The 25,548-nt window shown below is 46.9% G+C and carries 31 protein-coding genes; 19 read left to right on the forward strand and 12 right to left on the reverse strand.

Features of this window, described 5'->3' with window-relative positions; all coding sequences use genetic code 11:
• Window positions 1-80: 80 nt before the first annotated feature.
• Window positions 81-242 (forward strand): Spo0E family sporulation regulatory protein-aspartic acid phosphatase, encoded by a 162-nt coding sequence (locus tag AB1L17_RS01670; RefSeq protein WP_412842991.1) that lies wholly within the window; start codon window positions 81-83, stop codon window positions 240-242.
• Here the strand turns inward: AB1L17_RS01670 and AB1L17_RS01675 are convergent.
• Together AB1L17_RS01675 and AB1L17_RS01680 are read right to left on the reverse strand one after the other, a co-directional pair.
• Entirely contained in the window at window positions 237-992 is a 756-nt protein-coding gene (locus AB1L17_RS01675; RefSeq protein WP_412842990.1) for a hypothetical protein, read from the reverse strand. The genes AB1L17_RS01670 and AB1L17_RS01675 overlap by 6 nt on opposite strands.
• A gap of 128 nt (window positions 993-1,120) precedes the next feature.
• The gene (locus tag AB1L17_RS01680; RefSeq protein ID WP_412842989.1) at window positions 1,121-1,270 is read right to left on the reverse strand and encodes a small acid-soluble spore protein P; all 150 of its coding nucleotides are present in this window, start codon (window positions 1,268-1,270) and stop codon (window positions 1,121-1,123) included.
• 387 nt (window positions 1,271-1,657) lie between these two features.
• Between AB1L17_RS01680 and AB1L17_RS01685 the strand changes: the two genes are divergently transcribed.
• Both AB1L17_RS01685 and AB1L17_RS01690 read left to right on the forward strand, forming a co-directional pair.
• A complete protein-coding gene (locus AB1L17_RS01685; protein WP_412842988.1) occupies window positions 1,658-2,515 on the forward strand; it encodes a hypothetical protein in 858 nt (285 codons plus the stop codon).
• A gap of 38 nt (window positions 2,516-2,553) precedes the next feature.
• The gene (locus AB1L17_RS01690) at window positions 2,554-4,125 is read left to right on the forward strand and encodes an ABC-F family ATP-binding cassette domain-containing protein (protein WP_412842987.1); all 1,572 of its coding nucleotides are present in this window, start codon (window positions 2,554-2,556) and stop codon (window positions 4,123-4,125) included.
• A gap of 44 nt (window positions 4,126-4,169) precedes the next feature.
• Here AB1L17_RS01690 and AB1L17_RS01695 read toward each other — a convergent pair whose 3' ends face one another.
• Window positions 4,170-4,685, reverse strand: a complete 516-nt coding sequence (locus AB1L17_RS01695) for a DUF6886 family protein (RefSeq protein WP_412842986.1) — start codon at window positions 4,683-4,685, stop codon at window positions 4,170-4,172.
• Window positions 4,686-4,719: 34 nt separating this feature from the next.
• Window positions 4,720-5,784: a phosphodiester glycosidase family protein gene (locus AB1L17_RS01700; RefSeq protein ID WP_412842985.1), complete on the reverse strand. Its 1,065-nt coding sequence runs from the start codon at window positions 5,782-5,784 to the stop codon at window positions 4,720-4,722.
• A gap of 135 nt (window positions 5,785-5,919) precedes the next feature.
• On the opposite strand from AB1L17_RS01700, the gene AB1L17_RS01705 reads away from it, so the two are divergent.
• The 3 genes from AB1L17_RS01705 (at window position 5,920) to AB1L17_RS01715 (ending at window position 7,645) form a co-directional block, all read left to right on the forward strand.
• A complete protein-coding gene (locus AB1L17_RS01705; RefSeq protein ID WP_162837736.1) occupies window positions 5,920-6,063 on the forward strand; it encodes a hypothetical protein in 144 nt (47 codons plus the stop codon).
• Window positions 6,064-6,208: 145 nt separating this feature from the next.
• The gene (locus AB1L17_RS01710) at window positions 6,209-7,453 is read left to right on the forward strand and encodes a DEAD/DEAH box helicase (RefSeq protein ID WP_412842984.1); all 1,245 of its coding nucleotides are present in this window, start codon (window positions 6,209-6,211) and stop codon (window positions 7,451-7,453) included.
• 36 nt (window positions 7,454-7,489) lie between these two features.
• Window positions 7,490-7,645, forward strand: a complete 156-nt coding sequence (locus AB1L17_RS01715) for a hypothetical protein (RefSeq protein ID WP_173619571.1) — start codon at window positions 7,490-7,492, stop codon at window positions 7,643-7,645.
• A gap of 33 nt (window positions 7,646-7,678) precedes the next feature.
• Here the strand turns inward: AB1L17_RS01715 and AB1L17_RS01720 are convergent, their stop codons facing one another.
• Window positions 7,679-8,521 carry a serine/threonine protein kinase gene (locus AB1L17_RS01720; protein ID WP_412842983.1) on the reverse strand — a complete coding sequence of 281 codons (843 nt, stop codon included), beginning with the start codon at window positions 8,519-8,521 and terminating at the stop codon, window positions 7,679-7,681.
• A gap of 109 nt (window positions 8,522-8,630) precedes the next feature.
• Here AB1L17_RS01720 and AB1L17_RS01725 point away from each other — a divergent pair, with 109 nt between their 5' ends.
• From AB1L17_RS01725 to AB1L17_RS01735, 3 genes are all read left to right on the forward strand, one after another.
• A complete protein-coding gene (locus tag AB1L17_RS01725; protein WP_412842982.1) occupies window positions 8,631-9,746 on the forward strand; it encodes a DUF3900 domain-containing protein in 1,116 nt (371 codons plus the stop codon).
• 18 nt (window positions 9,747-9,764) lie between these two features.
• Window positions 9,765-10,352 (forward strand): DUF1444 family protein, encoded by a 588-nt coding sequence (locus tag AB1L17_RS01730; RefSeq protein WP_412842981.1) that lies wholly within the window; start codon window positions 9,765-9,767, stop codon window positions 10,350-10,352.
• 98 nt (window positions 10,353-10,450) lie between these two features.
• Window positions 10,451-11,380: an IolE/MocC family protein gene (locus tag AB1L17_RS01735; protein WP_412842980.1), complete on the forward strand. Its 930-nt coding sequence runs from the start codon at window positions 10,451-10,453 to the stop codon at window positions 11,378-11,380.
• On the opposite strand, the gene AB1L17_RS01740 is transcribed toward AB1L17_RS01735, so the two are convergent.
• The 3 genes from AB1L17_RS01740 to AB1L17_RS01750 form a co-directional block, all read right to left on the reverse strand.
• Window positions 11,347-12,291, reverse strand: coding sequence for a hypothetical protein (locus tag AB1L17_RS01740; RefSeq protein ID WP_412842979.1), 945 nt, complete (start codon window positions 12,289-12,291; stop codon window positions 11,347-11,349). The two genes, AB1L17_RS01735 and AB1L17_RS01740, sit on opposite strands and share 34 nt — an antisense overlap.
• 21 nt (window positions 12,292-12,312) lie before the next feature.
• Window positions 12,313-13,368: a DUF2515 family protein gene (locus AB1L17_RS01745; RefSeq protein WP_412842978.1), complete on the reverse strand. Its 1,056-nt coding sequence runs from the start codon at window positions 13,366-13,368 to the stop codon at window positions 12,313-12,315.
• Between the two features lie 61 nt (window positions 13,369-13,429).
• The gene (locus tag AB1L17_RS01750; protein WP_167402490.1) at window positions 13,430-13,570 is read right to left on the reverse strand and encodes a hypothetical protein; all 141 of its coding nucleotides are present in this window, start codon (window positions 13,568-13,570) and stop codon (window positions 13,430-13,432) included.
• Between the two features lie 103 nt (window positions 13,571-13,673).
• Between AB1L17_RS01750 and AB1L17_RS01755 the strand changes: the two genes are divergently transcribed.
• A complete protein-coding gene (locus AB1L17_RS01755; protein WP_412842977.1) occupies window positions 13,674-13,982 on the forward strand; it encodes an iron-sulfur cluster biosynthesis family protein in 309 nt (102 codons plus the stop codon).
• Between the two features lie 13 nt (window positions 13,983-13,995).
• Here the strand turns inward: AB1L17_RS01755 and AB1L17_RS01760 are convergent, their stop codons facing one another.
• Window positions 13,996-14,445 (reverse strand): DUF441 domain-containing protein, encoded by a 450-nt coding sequence (locus tag AB1L17_RS01760; RefSeq protein WP_412842976.1) that lies wholly within the window; start codon window positions 14,443-14,445, stop codon window positions 13,996-13,998.
• A gap of 88 nt (window positions 14,446-14,533) precedes the next feature.
• Between AB1L17_RS01760 and AB1L17_RS01765 the strand changes: the two genes are divergently transcribed.
• The gene (locus tag AB1L17_RS01765) at window positions 14,534-15,538 is read left to right on the forward strand and encodes an RCC1 domain-containing protein (protein ID WP_412842975.1); all 1,005 of its coding nucleotides are present in this window, start codon (window positions 14,534-14,536) and stop codon (window positions 15,536-15,538) included.
• A gap of 78 nt (window positions 15,539-15,616) precedes the next feature.
• Here the strand turns inward: AB1L17_RS01765 and AB1L17_RS01770 are convergent, their stop codons facing one another.
• Complete coding sequence (locus AB1L17_RS01770; protein WP_412842974.1) at window positions 15,617-15,928, reverse strand: YfhH family protein; 312 nt, start codon at window positions 15,926-15,928, stop codon at window positions 15,617-15,619.
• A 156-nt stretch (window positions 15,929-16,084) separates the two neighbouring features.
• On the opposite strand from AB1L17_RS01770, the gene AB1L17_RS01775 reads away from it, so the two are divergent.
• On the forward strand, window positions 16,085-16,141 hold the full coding sequence (locus AB1L17_RS01775; RefSeq protein ID WP_412848859.1) for a hypothetical protein: 57 nt from the start codon (window positions 16,085-16,087) through the stop codon (window positions 16,139-16,141).
• Window positions 16,142-16,619: 478 nt separating this feature from the next.
• Here the strand turns inward: AB1L17_RS01775 and AB1L17_RS01780 are convergent, their stop codons facing one another.
• The gene (locus AB1L17_RS01780; RefSeq protein ID WP_412842972.1) at window positions 16,620-17,243 is read right to left on the reverse strand and encodes a cell wall hydrolase; all 624 of its coding nucleotides are present in this window, start codon (window positions 17,241-17,243) and stop codon (window positions 16,620-16,622) included.
• A gap of 226 nt (window positions 17,244-17,469) precedes the next feature.
• Entirely contained in the window at window positions 17,470-18,165 is a 696-nt protein-coding gene (locus AB1L17_RS01785; RefSeq protein ID WP_412842971.1) for a peptidylprolyl isomerase, read from the reverse strand.
• A gap of 125 nt (window positions 18,166-18,290) precedes the next feature.
• On the opposite strand from AB1L17_RS01785, the gene AB1L17_RS01790 reads away from it, so the two are divergent.
• The 7 genes from AB1L17_RS01790 (at window position 18,291) to AB1L17_RS01820 (ending at window position 25,451) form a co-directional block, all read left to right on the forward strand.
• Entirely contained in the window at window positions 18,291-19,448 is a 1,158-nt protein-coding gene (locus AB1L17_RS01790) for a trans-sulfuration enzyme family protein (RefSeq protein WP_412842970.1), read from the forward strand.
• A gap of 138 nt (window positions 19,449-19,586) precedes the next feature.
• A complete protein-coding gene (locus tag AB1L17_RS01795; protein WP_412842969.1) occupies window positions 19,587-20,141 on the forward strand; it encodes an RNA polymerase sigma factor in 555 nt (184 codons plus the stop codon).
• Window positions 20,138-21,211 (forward strand): TolB family protein, encoded by a 1,074-nt coding sequence (locus tag AB1L17_RS01800; protein WP_412842968.1) that lies wholly within the window; start codon window positions 20,138-20,140, stop codon window positions 21,209-21,211. Before AB1L17_RS01795 ends, AB1L17_RS01800 begins: the two co-directional genes overlap by 4 nt.
• Window positions 21,212-21,228: 17 nt before the next feature.
• Entirely contained in the window at window positions 21,229-23,460 is a 2,232-nt protein-coding gene (locus AB1L17_RS01805) for a DUF8725 domain-containing protein (RefSeq protein ID WP_412842967.1), read from the forward strand.
• Window positions 23,454-24,386 carry an ABC transporter ATP-binding protein gene (locus AB1L17_RS01810; RefSeq protein ID WP_412842966.1) on the forward strand — a complete coding sequence of 311 codons (933 nt, stop codon included), beginning with the start codon at window positions 23,454-23,456 and terminating at the stop codon, window positions 24,384-24,386. The genes AB1L17_RS01805 and AB1L17_RS01810 overlap by 7 nt, the downstream gene beginning before the upstream one ends.
• The gene (locus AB1L17_RS01815) at window positions 24,383-25,249 is read left to right on the forward strand and encodes an ABC transporter permease (protein ID WP_412842965.1); all 867 of its coding nucleotides are present in this window, start codon (window positions 24,383-24,385) and stop codon (window positions 25,247-25,249) included. The genes AB1L17_RS01810 and AB1L17_RS01815 overlap by 4 nt, the downstream gene beginning before the upstream one ends.
• Window positions 25,239-25,451 (forward strand): hypothetical protein, encoded by a 213-nt coding sequence (locus AB1L17_RS01820; RefSeq protein WP_412842964.1) that lies wholly within the window; start codon window positions 25,239-25,241, stop codon window positions 25,449-25,451. The genes AB1L17_RS01815 and AB1L17_RS01820 overlap by 11 nt, the downstream gene beginning before the upstream one ends.
• Window positions 25,452-25,548: the final 97 nt, after the last annotated feature.

Consider the following 25,548-nt stretch of genomic DNA (forward strand, 5'->3'; position numbering starts at 1 on the left):
CTTCCACATCTTACCCTTTCCACCTTATTTTATTTAATGTAAAATAGTGGGTGACAACAGTTAGGTGGGGGCTTGGCAGCATGGAAATTACGAGTAAGATGATTGATGACTTGCGCCTAAAGTTAGAACGAGCAGCAAAAGATGCAGGTTACAATTTTCTTGACCCAGAAATCGTGAAAATCAGCCAACAATTAGATAAACTTATCGTCGCACATATGCAACGTGGAAAACGCCCTTCATGAGGGCGTTTTTGGTTGCGATGCTGCTTCTGAGATCGAATACAACAAATGGGCATTCAATCCTTTTCTTGTGAGAGTAGGTTCTTGGGCATAATAATGACTAGGATAAAGGATGAGATGAGAAGCGTCGCAGCTTGGCCCATTACTTGGACAGGTAAGCCGAAGCGTCTCATTGTCGTATGTAATCGCGGGAGAAATGGTTTGCAGATAGGTAGTAAGGGAACTGATAGCTTGTAAAGAGTAATAAATCCGTTCGGCTTCACGAACGAATTTTGGAGCAATTGACTCCCAGTTCGCTTCAAAAAATAACTGCCAATAAGATGAAACGAACAGGCTAAATCGGCCTTTCACATAATCGGAATCCTCTTTTAAATCCAAAGCGACTGGAGGAATATCGTGATGCGATATCCATTCCTCCAAGATCGGTTTAATACTTCGCACAAAATGGTCAGTGGGCAGAGTTACGAAGTACTCATATTGATCATCTACAGCCATAACACCTTTTGTATGTAGGGGGTCGAATGAGTCGGGGATCCCATATCGGAACAGGGGGACAAAATAACCCCATTCTTTTAGTAAACGCGCTGATTCAAACTGATCTAGCTTTTCTTCGGTCCAATCCGCGAATCGCTCGGGAGGAGTCTCTTGGGCGAGTGTATACAGACTTGCAGCCATCTCGTACAGCGGTGAAACACTATAGCTGATCAAATTGGAAAGAGGGCTATTGTTGCCCGGGAGTGGAATGGTGATCATCTTCACTTAACCTCCATCAAGGATACTGAATTTATCATAGTGCATCCTTGTGGGACAATTCAATCTTTTTCGATGTAAATAAAAGGAAGGGTAGTGGGCACCCGACGTATAGTGCCGGGTGCCATTTATTATCCTTCGCGTGTTCGAATGGAGCGGGAATGATTTTGTTGCTTTACTTTTTTAGAGCCAGGCTGGGATTCACCAGTCTGTTCCAGCGGTCGAGCTACATTATTAAAAGTTTGATGCGGATTTTCATCAAGAATATGGTCTTTTTCCATAAAATCAACTCCTTCTTTACCTAGTTTGGCGTAAACACATGATGACGAATCATAGGAAATGCTGGTATTCTATAATGAGGTTGTTCCAAAGCTCGTCTTTTGATCACGATGTTGTCCTGTAAGCTTACTCGGCATCGAAATTGTCGTTCACCTTCGAAGTCCGGTGCTCATGTAGGTCCCCTACACTCCGCTCCTTCTTCAGGTTCTCGCCACTTTCTCGGTGCTGAAAGACGACTTTTGAACTTGTATGGGTAAGGAAGCAAGTCCACATTTAGAAGGAATTGATATGTTGTCAAAACTACAGAATGGCACGATACTGTTTATAGAACATAATATTTATTATGTAAACAATAAACGAGCTCTGCTGGTCTGGAAGGAGCGAGAACTATGCCGGTCTTAATCGCCCCCGTATTCAATTCAACCACAGCACAGCCCGTTCGGATCGACTTGCCTAATTCGTACACTCTCATTTCAGGCGCCCAGAAGCCATATGAGATCGCGTCTCGTTTCTTGCGCAATGAAATGGACGAGAACAAGAGAACCTTTGATTTGCGAGTAGATCCCAGCAGTTTATTTTTAGTAGGGGATCACGAAGAGATGAAAGTAACGGATGAACGGGTGTGGATTGAAGAAGTCGAAAGCAAGCTGAATCTAGCGTCCACAACGGGGACTTGTTCGATACCTTACATCATCACTGTCAATGGCAACATGTATGGCATTACGTATTTGAAGCGATCACTTGATGGTGACAAGTACACATTTGATGATGAAGCTGCGAACATTTTCACTTCCTTAATCGATCAAAAGCTCCCGTCACTTGCTTTTCGTCGCTATGCGCTCTCGCTGGAGAAGAAGAACTACGAGGATCAGCTGCTGGATTTGTGGATTGCATTGGAATCGTTGTTTGTTCCCGATGGCAAAAAAGGCGAGATTACCTATAAATTGCGTGTCCGAATGGCGTACTATTTTGGTGAAACGGCTATGCAACGGGAGAAGATTGCACAGTTTGTAAAAAAATCGTACAATCATCGCTCAGAGATCGTGCATAGTGGCAAACTGTTCGGTGACAAGCTGGCTGCAGAAGTAAATATGCTAAGGCTGATGACAAGAGCAGCGATCTTGAACATCGCTTCTGAAGGTGTCAACCTTCAGGATATGCGTGTCCGGCTGGATGAATTGGTTTTTACGGGCGAAGCTTATGTGGCACGGTATGCTCCGACTTTTTTTGAAAGAATTCTTTTGTAAGCCTCGTAGAGGAAACAGATCAGGAGGAAGAATAGAAAATGAGTGTTTTGATCGTTGAGAATTTGTCCCATGGTTTTGGGGACCGTGTATTGTTTCGTGATGTGTCCTTCCGTTTGCAACCGAATGACCGCGTTGGTCTCGTAGGAGCAAACGGTACTGGAAAGTCAACGATGATGGGGATTTTGACAGGCCAAAACTTGCCTGATAATGGTCGCATTGAATGGATGCCAAAAATCGAATACGGATATTTGGATCAGCATACGAAGCTACAGGCAGGTAAAACGATTCGTGACGTACTCAAGGACGCTTTTCTGCCGCTGTTGGAGCAAGAGGCTGAACTGATGACGATTGGTGAAAAGATGGCCGAGGCTTCTCCTGAGGAACTGGAAGAATTGCTGGAGCGCATGGGTGAAATTCAAGACAAGCTGGAAACAAGCGGCTTTTATTTGATCGATGCGAAGGTAGATGAAATCGCCAACGCTTTGGGTCTGAGTGCTATCGGTTTGGAACGTGACGTTGCATCCCTCTCTGGTGGACAGCGTACCAAGGTTCTTCTGGCAAAATTGCTGCTGGAAAAACCAACTGTTCTTTTGTTGGATGAGCCGACAAACTACTTGGATGAAGAGCATATCGTGTGGCTGAAAAACTACTTGAAGGAATATCCTTACGCCTTCATGCTGATTTCCCATGACACGACCTTCATGAACGAAGTGGTAAATGTGATTTATCACTTGGAATTTACCAAGCTGAATCGTTACACGGGTAACTACGAATCCTTCTTGGCTCAGTCCGAGATGAAACGCAGCCAGCATTTTGATGCGTTTGAGAAGCAGCAGGAAGAAATCGCAAAAATGGAAGACTTTATTGCGCGAAATAAAGCACGTGCGTCTACGACCGGCCGCGCGAAGAGCCGTCAAAAGCAGCTTGATAAAATGGACAGAATCGACAAGCCTGAAACGGCTGCCAAACCTTCGTTTATCTTTAAGGAATCCCGAGCAAGTAGCCGTTTTGTCATCGAAGCTGAAAACCTGGAGATCGGTTATTCTCATCCATTGCTGCCGAAGCTGAGTGTGAAGCTGGAGCGCGGCGAAAAAGTAGCGATTGTCGGCATGAACGGGGTAGGTAAGTCCACCCTGCTGAAAACGTTGCTGGGTGTGATTCCCCCACTGGGTGGAAAGCTGGAGAAAGGCGATTTCCTCCATCCTGCTTACTTCGAGCAAGAAGTAAAGGCGAAGCCAATTACTGCACTCGATGATGTATGGAATGATTTCCCTTCGATGAATAACCATGAGGTCCGTGGAGCGCTGGCACGTTGTGGCTTGAAAAACGAGCATATCAATCGTAATATGAACGCTCTGTCCGGGGGCGAGCAAGCAAAAGTCCGCCTCTGTAAACTACTGCAGCGTGAAAGCAACTGGCTGGTATTCGACGAGCCGACGAACCACTTGGATGTCGTAGCGAAGGAAGAGCTGAAACGCTCCTTGAAGGAATTCAAAGGGACTGTTCTTCTCGTTTGCCACGAACCTGAATTTTATGAGGATTGGGTCACGCAGACGTGGGATGTTGAGAAATGGAGCTTGGAGCAAGCAAAGACACCGATTAAACTGTAAATGCAAAAACAGGCAGTCACCGTTAGGTGAGACTGCCTGTTTTCTTATGTGAGCGACGCATTGCGCATACGTATCATGGAAAAGTGCAAACTGCTTTGTAGCAATGAATCTCGAAGCGGCAACAGCGAAGGGGTGATTCGCAATTCAATATCCGCTTGGCTAAGGCAGTGTATGAGGTCACCTAATGGCTTTACGTCTAGTGGCGTAACGGTTTCCTTAGACAAATAGTAGCCCGCTCCTTCGTCCCAGCAATAAAAAGATTCGGGAGAGAAGGTATATTCGTAAAGCTTTGTTTGTGTAAGCACCGGATACCATTTGCTTTCGATAGCAATAACCATCTTGGCACTCGTCAAGCCAAGAAAGCGTTCGACGTCCGCAGCCTCGGAATCTGCCTTTTTGTAAAAGCAAATCCGCGGGCAATCTCGCGGTAAAAAGTACATCGGAGCTCGTGCTTCATCAATCGCCCATACTGCCGGAGCAAGTGTCGGATGGGAGGGATGTGCACGTGGCTGAAAATGTGTAATGGTTGGGTCTTCACTATAATGATACAAGCTCTGCAAATCCGTAAACCTCCTCGATCGCGTCAACACTTCTTTAAAAAACAGCCCACGCATTTGGCAAATAACGTCCTCGATGATAAGGAGAAGAGGTTTTCGTAATGGCCTCACCGTTGTGCAGCATCATGGAGCTGGAACCACCGTCCATTGCCATTGCAGTAACTACACCACGTTCGGCCAATACTTCCGCCATATCGTTCATGCTTGCACCAATGGAATGCCCCGGCTGACGTCCGTCAATGACTGCGAACACGATTGTCCCGTCTTCTTTTTGTCCAATAGCGGTACGTGGTTGAATCCCCCAGCTTTTCGCAGGCTTGCCTTCAAACATGTTTTTCCCGTTTACGATCAACTGTGGACGGAAGCTCACAGCATCACGAACACCCATTTTTACGAGCTGCTCAGCCGAGTAGCTGCCTGTAATCAATTTTCCATCATAGGTTAGCCCTAAAGCAGTTTCTCCGCTCTTAGGGTTGTAGCCCTGCAAAATTTTACCGTCGTGAATGACGACACCGTAGGCACGCGCTCCTTTGCCGTAGCCGTCTGGATCAGCGAAGCCGCTTGCATTGACAATCCCAAGGGCACCTGTTTTCTTGACGAACTCATCGAGCAGATCTCCGCGATCTTTGCGATTCGTGACGACGAGGCGCACTCGGCTCGGGTCGCTAATGTACATGATTTTTCCTTTAAAATAATAGCTGCCTTTGGAGACGTCGATTTCCTCGATCTCGATCAATTCCTTGGGTTTTTCCGGAAGTGTGACCGTTACTAGCTTTGCATTGGTCGGTACAGCAGGTCCAGTTGTGACACTGCCTTCGGAATTGATGACGGGCGGATGCGTAATTTGCTGTTTGAGTTCCTTCAGCTTTTCTTCAGGTAAAAACGTATAAGGAGCCCAGTAATCGTGCTGTGTCGTCAGCAAGGTACCGGCAGCCCACTCACGTAATTCTACTCCGTTTTTCGTTCCAAATAAAAAAATAATTCCCAGTAGTGCTATGGTTGTACATGCTAAGGCAGTGCCCAGCATCCATTTCTTTACCCAACGCCATGGTCTTTTGCGCTTGACTCGCTTACGTGTGCGAGTGCGCGATAACGTCTCCATTCACTATTCACATCCATCTTACAAATTGTTCTAGAATTTATCATTCCTATATGAGAGACGCATGACCGGGCAAAAGGTTTCAGGAAAATAATATGTGATCACTCTGGTCAAAATAAAAGACAGGGGGTGATAGGTGTGCGTGACTATGATGAGGCGTTTCAAAAGGAAGTAGAGGAGTACATGGAAAGTCCAAAAGGGACACGTAACCAAACCACCAGCCGAGACCGTCAAGACCAGGGTGAGAAGCAGGAGACCCGTTTCGATTCCAATAACGGGTAGAAGAAGGGTCAGGCGAAGTCCTCTTTCGGATTTCGCCTGTTTTTCTGTATCACTCTTCCCTTGCGAGGATTGGCTTCCCTCTGTTTTCTACCCGCAAAGTGTGGTAAGCTTACCCAATGCACGAATTTATGCCAGGAGGGTTTTTGTGAGCACCACGTTTGCAGATTTACAAATTAGCGCACCGCTGTTGACTATATTGCGTGAGCGAAAAATGGAAGCACCTACACCTGTACAAAGTGAAGCAATTCCGTTGATTATGGCTGGTCGGGACGCCTTGATTGAATCTCCGACAGGGACAGGCAAGACGTTTGCTTATCTGCTGCCGATTTTATCGAAGATCAATATGGATCAAAAAGATGTACAGGCTATTGTACTCGCGCCAACGCATGAGCTCGTCGTCCAGATTGCAAGGGAAGCAGAGAATCTTCTGCCAGGTAAGGACACGGCTGTGATGTCCATTATTGGTGGAGTCGATGTGAAACGCCAAATCGAGCGACTGAAAAAGAAGCCTGTATTGATCGTTGCAACGCCAGGAAGACTGTTGGAGCTGATCGATCAGCGAAAGCTAAAGGTCCATGAAGTAAAGACAGTCGTCGTTGACGAGGCAGACCGGATGTTGGATGCGGGCTTTGGCAAGCCAGTTCAAGAGGTCATGAAAAAAACGCTGCGTGATACGCAACGACTCTTATTCTCCGCGACAATCGCAGAGGAAGTCGTACATACGGCAGAAATTTTTACCAAAGACGCAGTTGTTATTCGTGCAGCAGCACCAGAAGGCGCTGCAGGGGTAGCACACATGTATTTGGTCACCGATCCGCGTAAAAAGGTGGACACGCTGCGACGTTTACTGCGACTCGTGAATGTACGCTCCTCTATTGTTTTTGTCAATCAAATCGAAAAAGTGGACGAGATTGTATCGAAGCTGAACTACCACCATCTGCCGTGCAGACTTCTGCACCGCGATGCAACAAAGGAAGATCGTGCTCGTACGCTGCAACAATTCCGCGACGGAGCATTTCCAGTGCTGATTACGACAGACGTATCGGCACGCGGGATTGATATTCCAGGGGTGGAATGTATCGTTCATTTCGATCCTGCATCGGATGCAGACACTTACATCCATCGTAGCGGTCGAACTGGCCGCATGGGCCGTGCTGGACTTGTGTTTTCAATCATTACGACACAGGAACGGTTCATCATTCAAAAGTTTTCCAAGACAACAGGCTTGCCGATTGCAGAAAAATTCATGACGCATGGCGCTCTGGAAGATCCACGACCTGTACGAAAGCCTGCGCCGTCGCAAAAGACAGGTGCACCGGCCAAAAATGCAAGTCCGTCCAAACGTAATCAAAATCGCGCACATAAGAAGGGCAGCTTTGGAACAAAGTAGGACAAGAAGTACACAACTTGTCTGCAGGAGGTTTCCATGCGCAAAGATCGGTTATATGAAGAGGATTTGCTGGTGAATGGCACCGTTGGTGGAGAAGTTCTGACCAAACACGAGCGACAAGTGCTGCGCCAGGAAGCAGGGGAACTGAAGGAAAAGATAGAACAGGCGAAGCAAGAACCAATCGCAGAATGAAGAACGAAGAAGAGCAGGGCATATCCGTGAAGGCTACGGATTCCCTGCTCTTTTTTCTTGGGCTTGGCTCAAATACGTATCCAGCTCATTCAGCCATTCCTGTACACTGTCATACGGAACGTCCATTTGTAACAAACGGCGAATCATCACCCGAATAATGGGGGGCATAGTGAGCTCTTCTTCCCAGCTTTTTTCAGGCGCGTCCAGTTCAGGCTCGTACCCGGTATAGAGCAAAAATAAAAAGAAATGTCCCAATGCATACAAATCACTGGAAGGGGCAACTTCTCGCTTCAATTGTTTTTCTGAAGGGTAGGCATCGAGTGTATCAGCCGTGTAAGTCGGCTTGTCACCAATGAACCTGGCGAGACCAAAATCAATCAGGTACGGCTTGTCCTCTTTCCAGATGACATTGGGGATGCGTACGTCCCGGTGAATCAGGTGTCGATCATGGAGATAGGCCACCAGCTCTCCGATTTGCCGCATCCATTGTGCACATGTATACTCATCCGCTACGATGTTTTGATCAAACAGCATGTCTTCCAGTGTAGGGCCTTTTATGTATGTCATGACCATAAACGAGTCTTGACGATAGGTGAAAGAATCCAGGCAGCGAGGGATTTGCGGATGCGAGAGGGACGTCAGCACCTTTTTCTCATACGCCTGCATGGCTTCTCCTTTTGGCGTGTGACGCAGGCTTGGTTTTACTTGCTTCAAGACCACCTGCTTGCTCGTAGGGATGTGCGTAGCGAGGTAAGCAATCCCGTAGCTTCCCATTCCTAATACTTCTGTTATTTGATATTGTCCTGCCATGTGACCACGTCGATAAGGTCTATCTATGATCGTTTCGTTCCACCATGACTTCATTCGAATCCACATGTCTGATTCTCCCCTTCTCCTTCCATCTTATCATGATTTGAAAAACCTGACCTTTTTTTGAGCAGGTTTGCTATAATCAGTTCGTTACATGCAGACAGGAGCGAAGGGTATGAATTTTACAATTGACTGGTTATCCTTTTATCTAATGGAACAGCCTGAAGAAGAGGATGGTATCAAACAAGTGCGGATGACGCGCTATTTGAGCCATGATGAATACCAGAGAAGTGAGTTGAGAGATTTTCTCGATGGAGAATTTGCCCGGATTGCCAAAAGAAAGGTCGAGCTGAATCCGAAGACAGAAGGTACGCCGACAAAGCTGGGGCAGTTTGTGCTGGAGCCTGGACATCCGCTAGACTCTAACCCTAACTATGCCCTTTTGAATCGACTACTCGTAGCGGAAACGTCAGGGGAGAGCAAGGAGCCGTGTCAGGAGCTGATCCAATCGTATTTGCGAACCTCTCAGGTCAGAGGCGGCGTCATGATTATCGTTCGGACGCGATTAGAGCTGATTGACGAACGCTACATCTTTATTTTGAAATGCGATTTCGAACAAAAAACGGCTGTCATCACAGATGAGAAGAGCCTGATATCGAACGTTCGCATGGCGATCAATGCAAAAAATATGAAGTCCTTGATGTATCCGTACATGATTGAATCGGGAATGAATGACCCGTATCATGTCAAAATTCATCAATTTTCCCACGCGCGATATTTTGAGGAATTCCTGCGTTTTATCGAGTATCCACAGACGATGACACAGATCGTGTCTGAGGAAGTTATTTCACTGGCGAGACAGCACATCGAATATACGTATCCCGAACAGTCCGAAGAGCGGATGCGGGAGGAAGAAGCGATTGAAATCATTGCAGCAAGCCCGAAGCGTGAGCTATCAGAGAAGTGGGAGCATGAGACCGTGATGGAAGCGATGCAAATTATCACGGATCGTCAGCCGGAGGTCGAGTTGAAATTCAAGCTGGACCACATGCAAATTCGCACACTTTTAGCGGATTACGGAACCAGCATGCATATCGCGAAGGTGAACGGACGTTATTTGGTGCTTCTGGAGGGCGAGCAGCTACAGTTTGAGCGAGGAATGTCTCCTGTTGAGTTTTTAAAGCCTAAGGCATTGACAGATATCGTTCGGGAAATTGAAGAGCGCAGCCAAAACGTTGCCTATTCCCCTGTGAGTACGCCAACGGAGGACGATGACAGTCCGCCTTGGTAATGAATGGAGGTAAGGGAGTTGGATAGAGCAGTAAGAGTAAGTGGGCAGGAGCATAACGTCTATCCTGTTTTGCGTCATGCCTCCATGATCAACAAGTACCCGGATCGTTGGGTGGCGAAAGAGCACACGGCAGATACGTTCGTGCTATACGCAATCGATCAAGGGGAAGGCTATGCATTGATAGAGAATCGGATGCTGCAGGAAGCAGGCTGGACAAGCGAGCAGCTTCACACATACGCGATAGAAAACCTGCGAAAGCTTCCCTTTTCGGTGAAGACGCAAGAGGTTGGAGGCAACCGCATCCATTTTATTAGCCCGACAGATGGTTATGCAGCTAGCCGAATTTTGCTCGATTCGTTTCTTGCGGAAATGGATCAGCAGAAGCAGGGAGACTCGCTCGGTGTCGCCATTCCGCATCAAGATGTACTGATTGTGGCGGATATGGCAGGAGATGCCGGAGCTCATCTGTTAGCGCGGCTCACGTACGATTTTGTTTCAAAAGGACAGGTGCCGATTTCTGTCCTGCCTTTCTTCTGGGAGGAAGGGGAATTGACGCCATTTCTCGTCGTGACGCATGATGCGGGTACCAAAATAGAAAGAAAGTAAGCAGAGCGCGGGAAGCATTTCCCGCGTTTTCTTTTTCCAGATCGTGGTATGATGGTGTTGTGTAAAGGACAGATTCGCGAATAAGGTGGTGCCCTCGATTGAAAAATTTCATGATTGGCCAATATGGAAAATTTGATCAGGAAAAATATGCAAGAGATTTTCAGGAGGGCTTTTACGGAATCGAAGCATGCCTGCTTGAATCAGAAGAGGACATCCAGCTATTGCAGCGGGAGTCTAGAGCAAAAGGGTTTGTGATTGGCGTTCATTTTCCACTGCGTGCAGGTCAATCAGTGCTGCGCGATGCGCTATTCATGGCTTCCGACGATCAGACAAGAGCAGAAGCACTCGGGTTAATTGAGCGTGAACTCAAATATATGGCATCGATACAGCCAACCTACGTCCTATTCCACTATCCGAAGCCGGTCATTTTGGATGATCGCGTGGACTGGCGAATATGGCGATTTTATGATCCGAGAGAGTATGTATGGGAACATGCTTACACGGAAGCGGAGTTTCAGCAGCGTAGTGAGCAGCTGTTTGCGTGGCTGGCTGAGAAAGGCAAGGAGTTTCATTTTACACCCGTCCTGGAATTCGACGCACTAAACCGATATGTATATGAGACTGAATTTTTAGAACAGATCCTTCAGAAATATCCAACGATCAAGCTATGCCTCGATACAGGCCGACTGTTCCTTCAAGAAAAAATCGACCCGTTTTTCGATGCCCGTACTGTCATCAACAAGTATGGGAAATATGCGTGGAGCATTCATTTGAAGAGTATGAAGGCGACCGCTGATACGGTTGAATGTCTTCACTATCCAGTTCTTCCAGAATGCAAGCCGGAAGACGGATGGGCTCCGATTGCGGACTATCTGATGATTGTGCGGAAGGAAAACCCTCGGGTGAAGATCATGTTCGAGCATCGTTCCGATCTGGTGACAGACGAACAACTGGACAGCTGCTATCGTTGGGTGAAGCAACTCTTGGCTGAACCTCATGAATCTTCATCAAGCAATAGCTCGATATAGCGCCCGGCATCTTGAATCAACCAGTACGGATATCTCGGTCCATGTATGTACAAGTCGGTAGCGGTCACAAGCATCGTCTTCACCCGGGTCTGATCACCCATCAGCTGTGCGCATACACCCATCGTCATCCAAGGGTACAGATCGCCAGTTTGAAACGTATCAAAATGAGGAAAAGCGCCCGTGATTCTCTGGTAGAGTAATGATGCGGTGCTGGCATCGGTCAGGCTGTACACGATCGGAAATGCTTGCGAAGTGACGTCCGGATACCATTTTCGCCATCCAGGATACGTACGATCATACATCGCATACGATTTGCGAATCCGACTGTACATCCCGTTTATGCCAATTTCACAGGCTTTGGCACGTGCAGCAGCTTCCTCGGAAGCATCCGCATTTCCTAGCAATGAAAATAGATACGAAGCATCTGCCAGACCTTTGGCGACCTCACAGTTGTCCATCAAGTATTTTACTCGATACGAATGCTTTGCCCAGGTCAGACCGTCCTTTTGTTGAAGGCGGGCAACAGCTTGGAGAAGAGACACCAGCTTAGCATGATTGGTATGCAGCCAGTCTATACGACCCGTCGCCCGTATCCATTCCGCAAGCAAGCTGAAATAAGTAGTATGATAGCTATCCTCGCTGTCATTTGTGCCTGTGTCGATTTCCTTCCCTTGTTCCAGACGAAAATCGTTGATATAGCCGTCCGCATTCAAATTCTGCAAATACCAATCGAGATGACCACGAACAGCGTCGACCTCCTTCATACGGATAAGGGAGATGATTCCGAGATTGGTGAAGTACGGATTAATTTGGTCGCGCTTGGGGCCAAGTCGAAACGTACCGCTCGGCAGCTGACAGGATAGCAAAAAGTTCGTTTGATTCAGCACCATATCTTGCATCCACTTATCCATAAGGTCTACCTCCTCTCCATGCTACGTGATGGAAGTGGCGAGCTTGACTCCGTATTCGATCCAATGCAAGGACCGTACATAAGCATTACTGTCGATGGAAGGCAGCGATGCAGGTTCAGTCACGACCTTGTACCACTTTTCATCTCGAAACCAATCTACCCCATCTGCCGGATCGTGTCCACAGTCAGTCCAAGCATCTTGAAGCCTTGGGCTGTATATTTTGGGTCTTCCTTCTAACAGCTCATGTCTATCTAATCGAAGCTGATACTCCTCTCCTGTAGCAAGCGGATTTGGTTGCGATGTGAATAGATGCGGCCAATAATCTGCCCGTGAGCCCGTATGCGGAATACGAGAGCAGTAGGAGACGATTTTCTCAAAACGAAAGCGATCCCCAAATAATAGTTGATACAACGTCTTTCCAATCTGAATGCGCTGCTCAACTTCCGGGAAATGATGCACATTCAGACCGACCAAGCTGAGTCTGCGATCGGTAGGATGCGCTTTGTACGGGATAAGCACTTGATTCATCGAGAGAGCCGATTGGGCGAGGAAAGCGAAAGAAGAGAAGATACGATTTAGCGTAAATGGCTTCTGTACGACCCTTTGTTCGATGTATTGCTGTTCATTGACGATGAGTGCATGCGAAATTTGCGCGCTATCTTGGGAAGACAGGAACTCTTGCCAATAGGTTTGCATAAAAATGGAGACACCAAGCGGGGCCAAAAGCTTTGTTAAATCCGCCCCCGTACGTTTCATCTCCGCATAGAGAAGTAGTTGCGGATAAGCATCGTGAAAGATAAGCCAATTGCTTCTTTCCAAAAACCAAAAAAACGGCTGGATCGCTTCTTCCTCCATGATAAGCGGAAGCCATTCTCCTTTTAAGTCTGTCATGCTCCATCCGCCATTTCGCGAGACGAGATGGGCCAGTAACGCCCAGTGAACCTCGGGGTGTTCGAGATAAAAGTCGAGGTATGCTTTGGTGCGGGTTACGTTGTTGCGATTGGCTTTGGTTGTTGCTTGTCTGAGTTGAGCGACTAGGTGTTGCTCGTCGATTGTGGCTGGTGTCATGTATGTCATAATAGCTCCTTCAGGTTTCAGCATTGAAAAAAGCAGGTCTGGTTGGCGACCCGCTTTTCATTCAACCAATCATTTCAAGTACGAGAAGCCGAACAAGTAGTTTTTCCTTGGCTTCCTCCCACGTGTTCGCGAAAATGACTACTTGCTCCGATTGGAACTCAGTTTCTGCGACAAAAATGCCGTCTTGTTCATAGATGTTCATAGATGATCGTCCTTTCTGCTGCCTTTCAAGCATTGTATGCTATCATGAAAGAGATGATGCATCCAGCATTCTGGAAAATCATGCGAAGGGTGGCACCAAGTACATGATAGTGAAAGTAACGAAAGAAGCAGTAGAGCGCATAGCAAATACAGACAAACCGATTCGGATCAACGGTGAGCTAGTAGGTGGCTGCGGGATGAATGTAGAATATGCCCTATGGTGGGATACCCAGAGCCCGGAAGATGAGGTCTACCACATCGGTTCGTTGACGTTTCTGATAGATCGGGAAACCATTGCGTATATCGGATCGGACACGCTCACGATTGATTATCGTGCACAGCAAGGCTTCCGTATGGTAACGCCTCAGCAAATTTTAGTCTATGGTCTCCAGCTGAAAGAACGCTGGAGTTAAACTCACGACTGATTTACTTTGGTAGAAATTGCAAAATAAAGGCCAGGATGCCAGCTGCAATTAATGGACCGACCGCGACGCCTCGGAAGAAAGTGACACCAGCGATCGTGCCGAGCAGTAAGCCAGTGACGATCAACGGGTTTTGCGTCATCAAGACCGTACCTTTTCCAGCGAGATAAGCGACAAACATACCGACTGCGACGGCAAGGATCGATTGCCAATTCGTAAAAATTTCGAGGATAGAGGACGGATTGATTTTGCCGCTAGCAAGCGGAGTCATAATTCCGATCGTCAGTACAATGATCCCGAGCTGTAGCCCATGCTGTTCGAGCAATGGGAAAAATCGGTCCAGTGACAGGAGCCTCATTAAAAGAAGGATAGCCACTGCTATGGAGACGGTTGCGTTATTTCCAATGACACCGAGGGCCAGTAGAATCAAGAGGATGATAGTAATCCAGTCCATGAGTGAGTGGCTCGCTTTCGTTTTTTTTAGTATATCCATAAGAAAGCAGCTTGTGTGGATTCTACCCGAAATGGAGAGGATGAAAGTGATGATACGTCTATCTGTTGGGTTAACCGGGTTCATGCTGATTTTTGTCCTATTTGCATTCGGAACGGTTCAAGACCCCATACCCGTCCTCCAAACAGCCTCGTCTGCACCTCAGTCAACAAACGACGTCAAGCCGCCAAACAATGCGGCAGCTCCACAATATGACACACTTGGACGATCAGGGGAGCTGGCCTCGTATTACGATCGCCATCTCGCCATTCAGGATGGAAAAGTGTACGGCTGGACTGGCAGCGACAAACCGAAGTACATGCTTGACAATGCCGTACAAGTTGGCGTCAGCGATAAAGTGAGCTATGCATTATTGTCTTCGGGTACACTCGTGTCGTGGATGGAGGATGTCCAGGATGCCAAGGAAATAACGCGGGACGCAGCTTTTTTCTCCGCAGGTAAATCTGGCTTGTTCGTCATTAGAAAAGACGGAAGCCTGTGGAGATATGCTGCTCCGGATCAGGGAGGTGTTCAAATCGCTTCAGGAGGCGTCGCGTACGCGAGTATTGGGGACGGAGCGGACTATTACATTAACGAGCAGGGCCATTTGTTTGTAAAAGGTCTTGCTCATAGAGGCCAGTATGGGAACGGCCGACTGGAGAGCACGTCTGATTACGTGAAAGTCGCCGAAGATGTTGTACAAGTCAAAGGGCATACCGGACATGCCGTACTTTTGAAAAAGAACGGTGACGTGCAAGGCACGGGCGGTAATATTTTCGGACCGATCAGCACGCACGGACTTGGTGACAAAGCAACCACTTGGGGGACCATTTTTCAAGACGCCAAGATGATCGCTACCGGCGCATCACACTCAGTAGCCATTCGAAGCGATAATACTTTGTGGATATGGGGGAAAACAGTAGGTACGACCCCTAGCCAAGTGATGGAACGAGTCGTCGGGATTGCAGCAGGAACGGACGTAACGTTGGCGAAAACCGTGGATGGACGCATTTGGTTTTGGAAGCTTGGTGATCAGCCAAAGGTATGGCTAGAGTGAAAAAAAGACCTCATTGAGCTGAGGTCTAAAAAGCCAAAAGATCGGTACACAATCATTCATGTACCGATCTTTTTTACATTAATCAAACCATAGTTCCAGCATTCCTACTGGAAAACCAGTTTGTTCGTCCGAATCAGGGAAACGTCCCCAAGCAAAGACGCCGTTGAAATAATCGATTGTAAAGGGCTGATCGTAATCTGGCACACTGTATTTGCTGCCGATTCGGAACTCATCTGTTCCGATGTAATACGATTTCGCCATGAAGTACTTTTGCGTAATGATGCCAAGCTGTGAGTGATCACCAAGCTTCTTTTTTTCTTTCGCTTCGACATGCAGGCGCTCCATTTCCTCCTGCAGCTCGGCGAGTGTCATCTGACTGTACAAACGCAACGGACTGCCCCCTTTCCATACAGGTATATTGTAGCAAAAGACAAGGGAAAAGGCGATGGATGCAGAAATCCACTAGGGGAAACGAAAGGGGAGAAGCTTCTTGATGACTTGCTATACTGGGAATATTGGGTCATTAATCCGATTACGAAGGAAGCAATGCCGATGCCTAAAAAATATATCATCGAAATGGTTTGCGACTGGCGCTCCTTCTGACCTTACAGACAAGATCGTTGTACATCCCGACACCAAAAGAGAGCTTGAAATGATGATGAATCATAAACGAAATATTCGTTACGGAGAGACTATCGAGGGAAAGGCGAAGTCATTTCACTAAAGTGAGAATAATCTGTTCATCAAAGGTTTTTTAGAAAAGATCCCAATAAAAAAAGGGACATTCCCAGTTGGGAATGCCTAATTATTGGGGGCGATTGAGAAAAAGAACGACTGATTGTTTTATGACTGGTTTGCTCTCACCCAAAACAGTCAATCAATCAAACGGTATTAGCATAGGCATACTCAGATTGAACGATCGATCTAAACATGCTTACGTTAAAAAGTCATCCAAAGAAGATTATCGACCTTTTTCTCAATGCGTTGAAAAAGTGCTTACACCTACAAAATAGCAAGGAAAAGTAAAACATCAATAAAATAAAAATAAAGTATTATTAAATCTTTTTAGGTATTTAGCGCGTTAACGAGCAAAACGATGGTTGCCGATTTCAAGCGTTACAGGTCGTGAGTAAATCCACTTGGATGTAGCCGTATCAGGATTGAAGAAATAGAGAGAACCATTAGTTGGGTCCTTTCCATTTACTGCGTCCTTGACCGCTTTTCTCGTACTCGCATTGGACTTATGTGTTAAATTGCCGTCATGGACAGGCGAAAATGCATTGGGAGCATAAATAACCTCCCGTACCGTATTTGGAAATTCATCTGAAGCAACCCGATTCAATACGACGGCAGCAATCGCTACCTGTCCCTCATACGGTTCTCCCCGGCCTTCCGCATACACTAACCGGGCGAGCAGTTCCATATCCCTCTCAGAAATCTTTCCTTTTCCATTGCGAATCACTTTGCGCTGACTGTCACGACTAACCTGGACAGATTCGCGTTTTGCAGTGGAAGCAGAGCTGCTAGGTTTCGTTTCCTTCTTCGATGCTTGTTCCGATGGCATTGGTGCACTACCGAGAACAGGAAGTATTTGTACTGGTTGTGGTGCCATTGCACTTGTTGGTGTGACAAATAGGCATAGCAACAGTAAGCCAAAACTGTTCAAAAAGAAGAAAAAGCGCGTTGGCGCTTCTCGTGTAATCATGGTGGAAACCACTCCTTTTCGCTTTTGCGTATTGATTGCGGAAGCGAATCAGGTCTTTTGCAAGTCTATCGGTCTTATCGGAATGGTTCAAGAGGGAATTGGTTCCATAGAACTATTTACAAATTAATCAGTTTTATGAAAGTGTTTTCACATGCGGGTGCTCCAAACAAAAAAACGCCACTTCCCCGATGAGAAAGTGGCGTTTTCACACAGCTTGACGCTGTCTTTATTTTTCTGTAATTGTAATGCTTTTGATTGTGATGCTTTGTTCAGGAACGCTTGGTTCACCTGTTTGTGGGTGTGTCTTTACTTTAGTTCCTGCGATTTTTGTAACGACATCCATGCCACCAGTAACTTTACCGAAAATGGTGTAATTTGGCGAGTTGTCCAAGCCGGTCACGTCTGGTCCAGAACCGATGAAGAATTGGCTACCATTCGTGTTCTTACCAGCATTTGCCATCGCCACAACGCCTGGCGCGTACTTCTGGCCGGATTTCAATTCGTCTTCAAACGTGTAACCAGGACCACCCATGCCACTGCCCAATGGATCGCCAGTTTGAATCATGAAGTTTTTGATGACGCGGTGGAACGTGATGCCATCATAGAACTTGTCCTTTGCGAGGAAAACAAAGTTATTTACAGCGATTGGAGCATCTTTTTCCAACAGATCAATCGTAATGTCTCCCATGGAAGTGGAGATTTTCGCTTGATAGTCTTTTGCTTTGTCAATCTGCATAGCCGGAGCCTTGTCGTATTTCTTCTCACCAGTTGGACCCGGTGGGTTAGCAGGCTCTTTGGAGGCTGGTTTCTCTGCTGGCGTAGTCGGCTGATTAGGAGCTGCTTCATTGCTTCCTGTAGAACAACCCGTAACCAAGGCGATTGCCGTCAGACATGTGAACAGAGTCGTCATGAATTTTTTCATCTTATGCACCTTCCTTTGTTTCTTACTGTTGGGTGGTTCGGTTTCGAATTATAACACAAATAGTCGGGCTTTTGCCAATCAGCTAGTTTCCTTTCCTATCCAGCATGGTATGATGGGAGAAAAGGGTGATCGATGTGGCAGAGCGATTTGAGACCAAAACGGTACATATTGGACATGCCCCGTTGCGGGGAGTACAGAGTAAGTCGACGCCGATTTATCAGACATCCGTTTTTGCCTTCGAAGGCTTAGAAGAAGTAGAACAGTTCTATGCCGGCGAAGGTGAATATGTGTACACCCGAAATGGTAACCCGAACCAAGCAGAGCTGGCTAACGCAGTCGCCCGATTAGAAGGAGCAGAAGCAGGCGTAAGTGCTGCGTCTGGTATGGGAGCGATCATGGCTGGTTTACTTGCCGTTCTAGCCCCTGGTGATCACGTTTTGGCCTCGCATGAAATTTATGGTGGCACGTATGCCCTGCTGCACAACGAGCTGTCGCGGTTTGGGATTGAACTCGAATGCATCCAGCTGGGTCAGATGACAAAGCTTGCAGATCACGTTCGTCCAACGACCAAGTTGTTTTTCCTGGAGACCATCACGAATCCGTTGCTGACGGTGGTAGATATGCCTTACTGGATCAAGGAAGCCAAGAGTCTTGGCTTAACCGTCATGGTGGATAATACGTTTGCCACGCCTTATTTGGTACAACCAATATCATACGGAGCAGATTTAGTGGTACATAGTGGAACAAAATATATAGGTGGGCATAGTGATGTGACTGCTGGTGTTCTGGTTGGAGCACAGCCAACTATTAAGCGAGCCACGGAGATCATAGCAAACTATGGCGCATCGCTCAGTCCGTTTGAGGCATGGTTGACATCACGTGGCTTGAAAACATTGGCAGTAAGAATGGAGCGTCAATGCGAGAACGCGAGCAAGGTAGCGGCATTTCTTCGTGATCATCCCGCTATTGAACAGGTGTATTACCCAAGTCCTACAGATACCTTCTTTTTTTCGCGGAAAAAACAGGGGGCGATGGTATCTTTTGTCCTGGCTGATGAGAGTAAGATTTATGACTTTTACCGTGCCCTTCATTGGATCAAGCTCGCCCCTTCCCTTGCAGGTGTGGAAACGAGCGTATCCCATCCAGTGACGACATCGCATCGGGCTTTTTCTGAACAGCAGCGAAAAGAAACGGGAATCACAATGGGGTTGGTACGATTATCGGTCGGAATAGAAGCTGTCGAAGACATTCGCTTAGAATTAGATGCTGCATTAGGAAAATAATTCAAAAAACTTTTGCCGGATTTAGAAACTTTCTTCCTATGTCATACGTAATACTTAGTTAGAGTAGTCTCAGAATGTAGTGGGGAAAGACCATTCTGAGAACATGCTTCAGTCTGGAGGAAACCGAGGATATCGCAAATGGGAATGGCTATGAAGCAACCGCAGGGGCCATCATCTGGAGATTATTATGAATCTCGTCCATTTACGGAACTGTACGACGAATATTTTGATCGCGTCAACCGGTATTTACGATGCCGGGTTCAAAGTTCGTGGGATGCTGATGATTTGACCACCGTAGTATTTTTAAAAGCACTAGAAAAATTCGAGCAATATAGCAGAACAAGTCCGTTCGCATCATGGATTTTTCGCATTGCTCACAATACATATGTGGATTTTATGCGAAAAAACAGGGAGCTGCCGGTTGACCAGGAAGATTTTTTAGGTGCAGAACCGGATGATACGTGGCAGCCAGAACGGCAGGCTTTGACGAATGAAGAGATTCGTCTGCTTCGCGATCGTTTGGACTTGTTATCCCAGGATCAGCGAGACGTGTTGATGCTGCGGTATTTTGCTGACCTCAAAATCAGTCAGGTAGCTGAGGTGCTCGGCAAAACAGAATCGAGTATTAAAATGATTTCTTATCGCGGACTACAAAAACTTCAGAAGATGTATGAGAGGGGGGACTCCGAATGAGAGAAGAGGAGAAACACCCCCAGGATCATCAATCGGATGATCAGACCGTAACCCAACTCCTGACCCATTTGAAGCAGATGCGTGGATCGGTTCCTGTTAATTACCAACTAAAATCAGACCTCAAGCAACAATTGCTCCAGAAAATGAGAGAGCTCGAAGCCAAACAAGCTAAGGCTCCGGGCGCCGCACCACACAAATGGGGAAGGCTGGTTTGGAGTTGCATTGCGACTGTTACTCTTGCCCTTGCAATAGGAGGGTATGTGTGGTGGAACAAGACCACTCTTGCTATACGTGAGCATGAAGTATTTGCGTTGCCTTCACAGACGATGGTGGAGCTGATTGATATTGACAGGAAAGCCACTCAGCTTGCTTACATATCCAACAGCACAGAGCTGAAAACGATTCCGATGACGAAGGATTTGAAGGCTGAAACTGTCAAGCTGCCCCCAACAAAAGGCAAGTACACATCACTGGCATGGGGAAATAGAGGAAATCAGATCGCTGTCGTTGAGCAGGACGAACAAGTGTCTCGTATATGGCTTGTGGAACTCCCTACTACCTACAGTATGGGTAGCAATCGATTACTAAAAGAGGAAGAAGGAGTTCAATATTCTTCACCAAGCTGGTCCAAAGATGATGATTCGCTTGCCTTTACCCGCTCCAAAAATGGTGTTGAAGAAATCTGGGTAAGCAGTACAGTGTCGTTCCAAGAGTGGAAGCTCGTAGAAGGCTCCCAGCCTGAATGGTCCCAAGATGGACGCTTCCTTGCTTTCAATAAGGCAGGAGAAATTCAGGTGATGGAAATACGTACAGGAAAAGTCACACCGCTTGGCATGGGGCAGTGGGCTTCATGGAGCTCCGATACGGAACTGACCTATACACACCCCGATGGTACGCTGATGGAAGTCAATGTGGGTGTTGAGCCGTTTGTAACAAACGAGCTACCATTGCGCAACCAGTCATCGGAAGTGTTGATCAGGGGGAATTGGGCAAATAATGGTAAACAATTACTGGTTATCACCCTCCAGGATCAACCACAAAAACTGGTGATCTCTTTGGCGTCACGATAAAGAGCGGAGGAACAAGCATGAGATGGAAATGGTTGTTAATCTTTGTCATCACATGGCTTAGCTTTTCTATACGCCCAGCTATGGCAGAGAACAACGTAGACATACAAATAGAGATGCCCTTAGGGGGTATCATTAAGCATGAGACGTGGATGCGGGTAGGTGTAAAGGTAACCAGTCAGGAAGAGGATTTTACAGGAGCAATAGAACTATCCAAGAAACAAGCCAATAAAAGTAAAGACGTTAATTTCCGGCGTCCGATAAAGCTTGAGCAAGGAAAGAGTACAACTGTGTTCTTTGATATGCCTACTCAAATTTTGCTAAATGAGTGGTACATTCAGGTGACGCAAAACGGTCAAGTCGTCAAAAGTGAACGACTGCGAATTCCTTTCCCAGGCGATGGTCGTTTCATCGGTGTGGTGAGCGAAGGAGGGAATGCGTTTCACTTCTTGGCGGTTAATCAATCCCAGTCCAAAATGAACCGCCCGCTTTCCGTTCATAATCTTACGGAGCAGATGTTGCCTGACCAATCGTGGATTTATCAGAATATCGATTTACTGGCGATCGCGGGAAATAGCGGTTCTACGATCAATGATCAGCAGATGGCAGCGATCAAGGAGTGGATCAAGCTAGGCGGGATTGTAGTAGTATCGGCCGGTCCTAATCAGGATAGCGTCATCCAGCGGTTTGCTGATATTCTCCCCGTTGAGGCTGGAAAGTCGGGGGATGTTGAGCTTAAACAAGCTTTAGGAAAGTATGACATAGGTAAGGTAGCGCCAGATGGCAATATTGGCGTCTACAATCGGGATTTTCCACTATTTGTCTCCAAGGCGAGTGGGAAAGGCTTACTGTTATTCGTCAACTATGATGTGACTGCTGAACCGCTCGCATCGTGGCAATTCAATCCTCAGTTGTGGCAAAATGTCATGATCGAGCATGGAGCCAAGAAAATCTTTGAAGACAATATCATTTACGATACCTTGACGATTCCATTTTTAGACTTGAGCAAAAAAATTCCGGAAGTACAGACTCCTCCACCGATTTGGATGGTGGCGTTATGGGCTGGTTATGTCATTGTAATCGCGCCACTGACCTACATTGTTTTGAAAAGAATGAGAAGGCCTGAATGGGCGTGGGGAGTCATCCCAGCCTGCGCGATTCTTATAACAGTCGCTGTATTCGCGGTCGGAAAGCCATCCGTTGTGAAAACGAGTAGTAGCTACGCAGTAAACCAGATCGGCATATTAGATGAGAAGCTGGCTCATGTGCGTTCGGCAGCTACATTTTTAGCGGTGGACGAAAGTAACTACGACGTCGAAGTGAAACCATCCATTTTAGCACTGCCATTAAGCGCTAGAAAAAATGAATATGAATATTTGCCAGAAGGTTTGGTAGAGAGAGAGGGAATACTGTCCTACCGCAAGCTTCCTTACTTGACGCCGAAGCAGGCCATAAGCATTGGGGTCATGCACGACATTGGCGCATTCAATCCTTCTTTGCAAGTCAATGATAATCGCATGCAAGGACTCGTCATAAACAATACGGTATATTCTTATGATCAAGTCTACGTAGAAATTGGTTTGCAGCGCATCCCGATAGGGCCTCTGAAAAAAGGGGAAGAAAAGCAAATCGATATTGCGCTGGAGTCCTTGTTTATGCCTAGGAAAATGCCGACTGATGAGCTGAAGACGCGCGAAGAAAGGGTCAAGGAGCTGCAAGACAGGGTGATCGCGTATGGCGAGGGCAATCAGATACGTCTCATAGGAATCACCACGGAACCCATTCCGCTGATGACGATGAAGGTACCTCACCAAGCTCATTACTGGAATGTTGTTCAACAACCCGTTATTTTGCAGCCTGACGAGCGAGGTATGGTCACACTTCCATACGGCACACTAGATTCCGACATGATGGAAGTGACGGGCGACTATGATAGTTCGGGCTATATATGGCAATTAGGGAAAGGCAGCATCACGTTTGAATTGCGAACGGATAAAACGGGGCTTGATTTGAAGCGGATTACGGTACCGCTGAATCATAGTTCTTTCAAGCCTTTCCGTGTGGAATACTTCCAGCAAAAAAGTGGAAAATGGATTCCTGTCGAGCGTGGAACGAGACTCGTCCTCGACGATGAAATCCAACAAGTATTGACTCCGAATCAAACGTTATTGCTTCGTTTTTCCCATAATGGAGCGTCGCGGTTAGCCTTACCAGAGCCAATTTTCCAGGTAGAGGGGGTGCGGAAATGGTAATCGAAACCGTTCATTTAGGGAAAAGATACGGGAATTTGCAAGCGTTGACGGATCTGAACCTCTCGATCGAGCCAGGGAAGGTGTTCGGTTTCATCGGCCCCAATGGTGCTGGTAAATCTACTACGATGCTTATCCTGTCGACCCTTCTCGAGCAAAGTGAAGGAGAGGCATTCGTCTGCGGGTACAATGTACGAAAAGATCCAGCAAGTGTCCGTCAGTCTGTTGGTTATATGCCCGATTTTTTTGGCGTGTACGACAATTTGACAGCGGTGGAGTACCTGGAATTTTATGCGGGTGCTTACAAAATCCCTGCATCCAAAAGACGGGCACTTGTCGCTGATCTATTAGAGCTGGTGAATTTGTCTCACAAAGCAGAAGCGTTCGTGGATTCGTTATCTCGTGGGATGCAGCAGCGTCTAAGTCTGGCTCGCTGCCTTGTTCACGATCCTGCTGTACTGATTTTGGATGAACCCGCATCAGGACTGGATCCACGAGCTCGTATCGAATTGCGGGAGATCATGAAGCAGCTACGTGAAATGGGCAAAACCATCATTATTAGCTCTCATGTTTTACCGGAGCTTGCCGAGTTGTGTGATGATATTGGTGTCATCGAAAAAGGCAGATTAATTGCCTATGGCTCCGTTCATGAGGTCAGCAATCGGGACACAGGGCAGAGCCTGATGCAGCTAAGAGCATTGCGAAACGTAGACAAAGCGGGCCTATTGTTAGCAAGCTCTCCATATGTACATCAGTTGTCCGATTATATGGGAGGCTTTCGCTTCTATTTTCAAGGGACCGAGCAGCAAAAGGCTGAATTGCTTCAAGAGCTGCTGGATGAGCAGGTCGCAGTCGTCTACTATGGCGATTCCAAAAAAGATTTAGAAGATGTCTTCTTAGCGATCACGGAAGGAGTCGGTATGGAGTGAGCGACTTCTTGTTCAATCCTCTTTTGGTAAAAGAAATGCGGGACAGATTCCGCTCGAAAAAGACGTTGCTTGTTTTACTGGTTTACTTATTTGTGATGGGGGGAATTCCAATGGGCTTTTTGCTCATGGATCCCCTGAAGGCTGAATCGTTAGGTGATAACCGTAATTTGTTCCTGATTTCTGCGGGGATTCATTTCGCGATGGTTTGCTTTGTGGCGCCTGCCTTAACTGCGGGCACGATCAGTGGCGAGAGAGAGCGTCAGACTTTGCATATTTTGCTGACAACTCAACTATCAACAAGAACGATTATTTTGAGCAAGCTCATCACGTCCTTGGCATTCTCTACACTGCTCTTGGTGGCATCGATGCCTTTGTATAGTATCGTGATGCTGTACGGAAGTGTTTCCCCGGAACAAATGGTACAGCTAGTCCTATTCCTAGCAGTGAATATGTTTTTTCTCGGGTCATTGGGGTTGTTTTGCTCGACTTGGATTAAACGAACGTCGATCTCGACGGTCACCACATACGGGATAGCCTTCTTTTTTGTGGTAGGTACTGGCTTGTTGTTCTTTTTCATCGGGGAGTCCTTGCAGCAGGCGTATCCGGAACGATATATCAATGCAGATGTTTGGAGCATGTATGAGCTGCAAATGCTGGCGGGCATGAACCCGATCATCGTTTTGTTCGATATATTGGGGGAATCCTTTGATCAATCCGATGATATCACCTTTGCGCCGTGGTTATTCTTCTCTTGTGTGTATGTGGTTCTTTCCTTTGTGCTCGTCGTATGGAGCGCTTATTTGTTAAAACCAATCCGTCGAAAATGGTGGAGTTGGAAGAAACGACCTGTTCGTGTACAATGAAAAAGGTGCTTGGGAAAAGGGAGGTTTTTTTGTGAGCGATCAAGAAGTGCAGATCATTGATTTTGAAGAATTGCTTCGAGCTATTGAGAGCCGTCTCGCGTCTGCAGGGATGTATGTCAAGCGCGAAGCAATCGTGACTATTCTTCAGGCTGAAGAGGCATTTTTGCTTGAAAAGGGTGTTCTTGAGGAGTATAGCGAGTAATCAGCTAACAACCTGCCTGAGGGGGTAGGTTGTTTTTCATGAGCAGCGAAGGCAGCGAGTCATTCGCCTGTTTGCTTCTCCCGGAAAAAAACGGTAT

The sequence above is a fragment of the Brevibacillus jepli genome (assembly GCF_047229145.1).
GTDB lineage: Bacteria > Bacillota > Bacilli > Brevibacillales > Brevibacillaceae > Brevibacillus.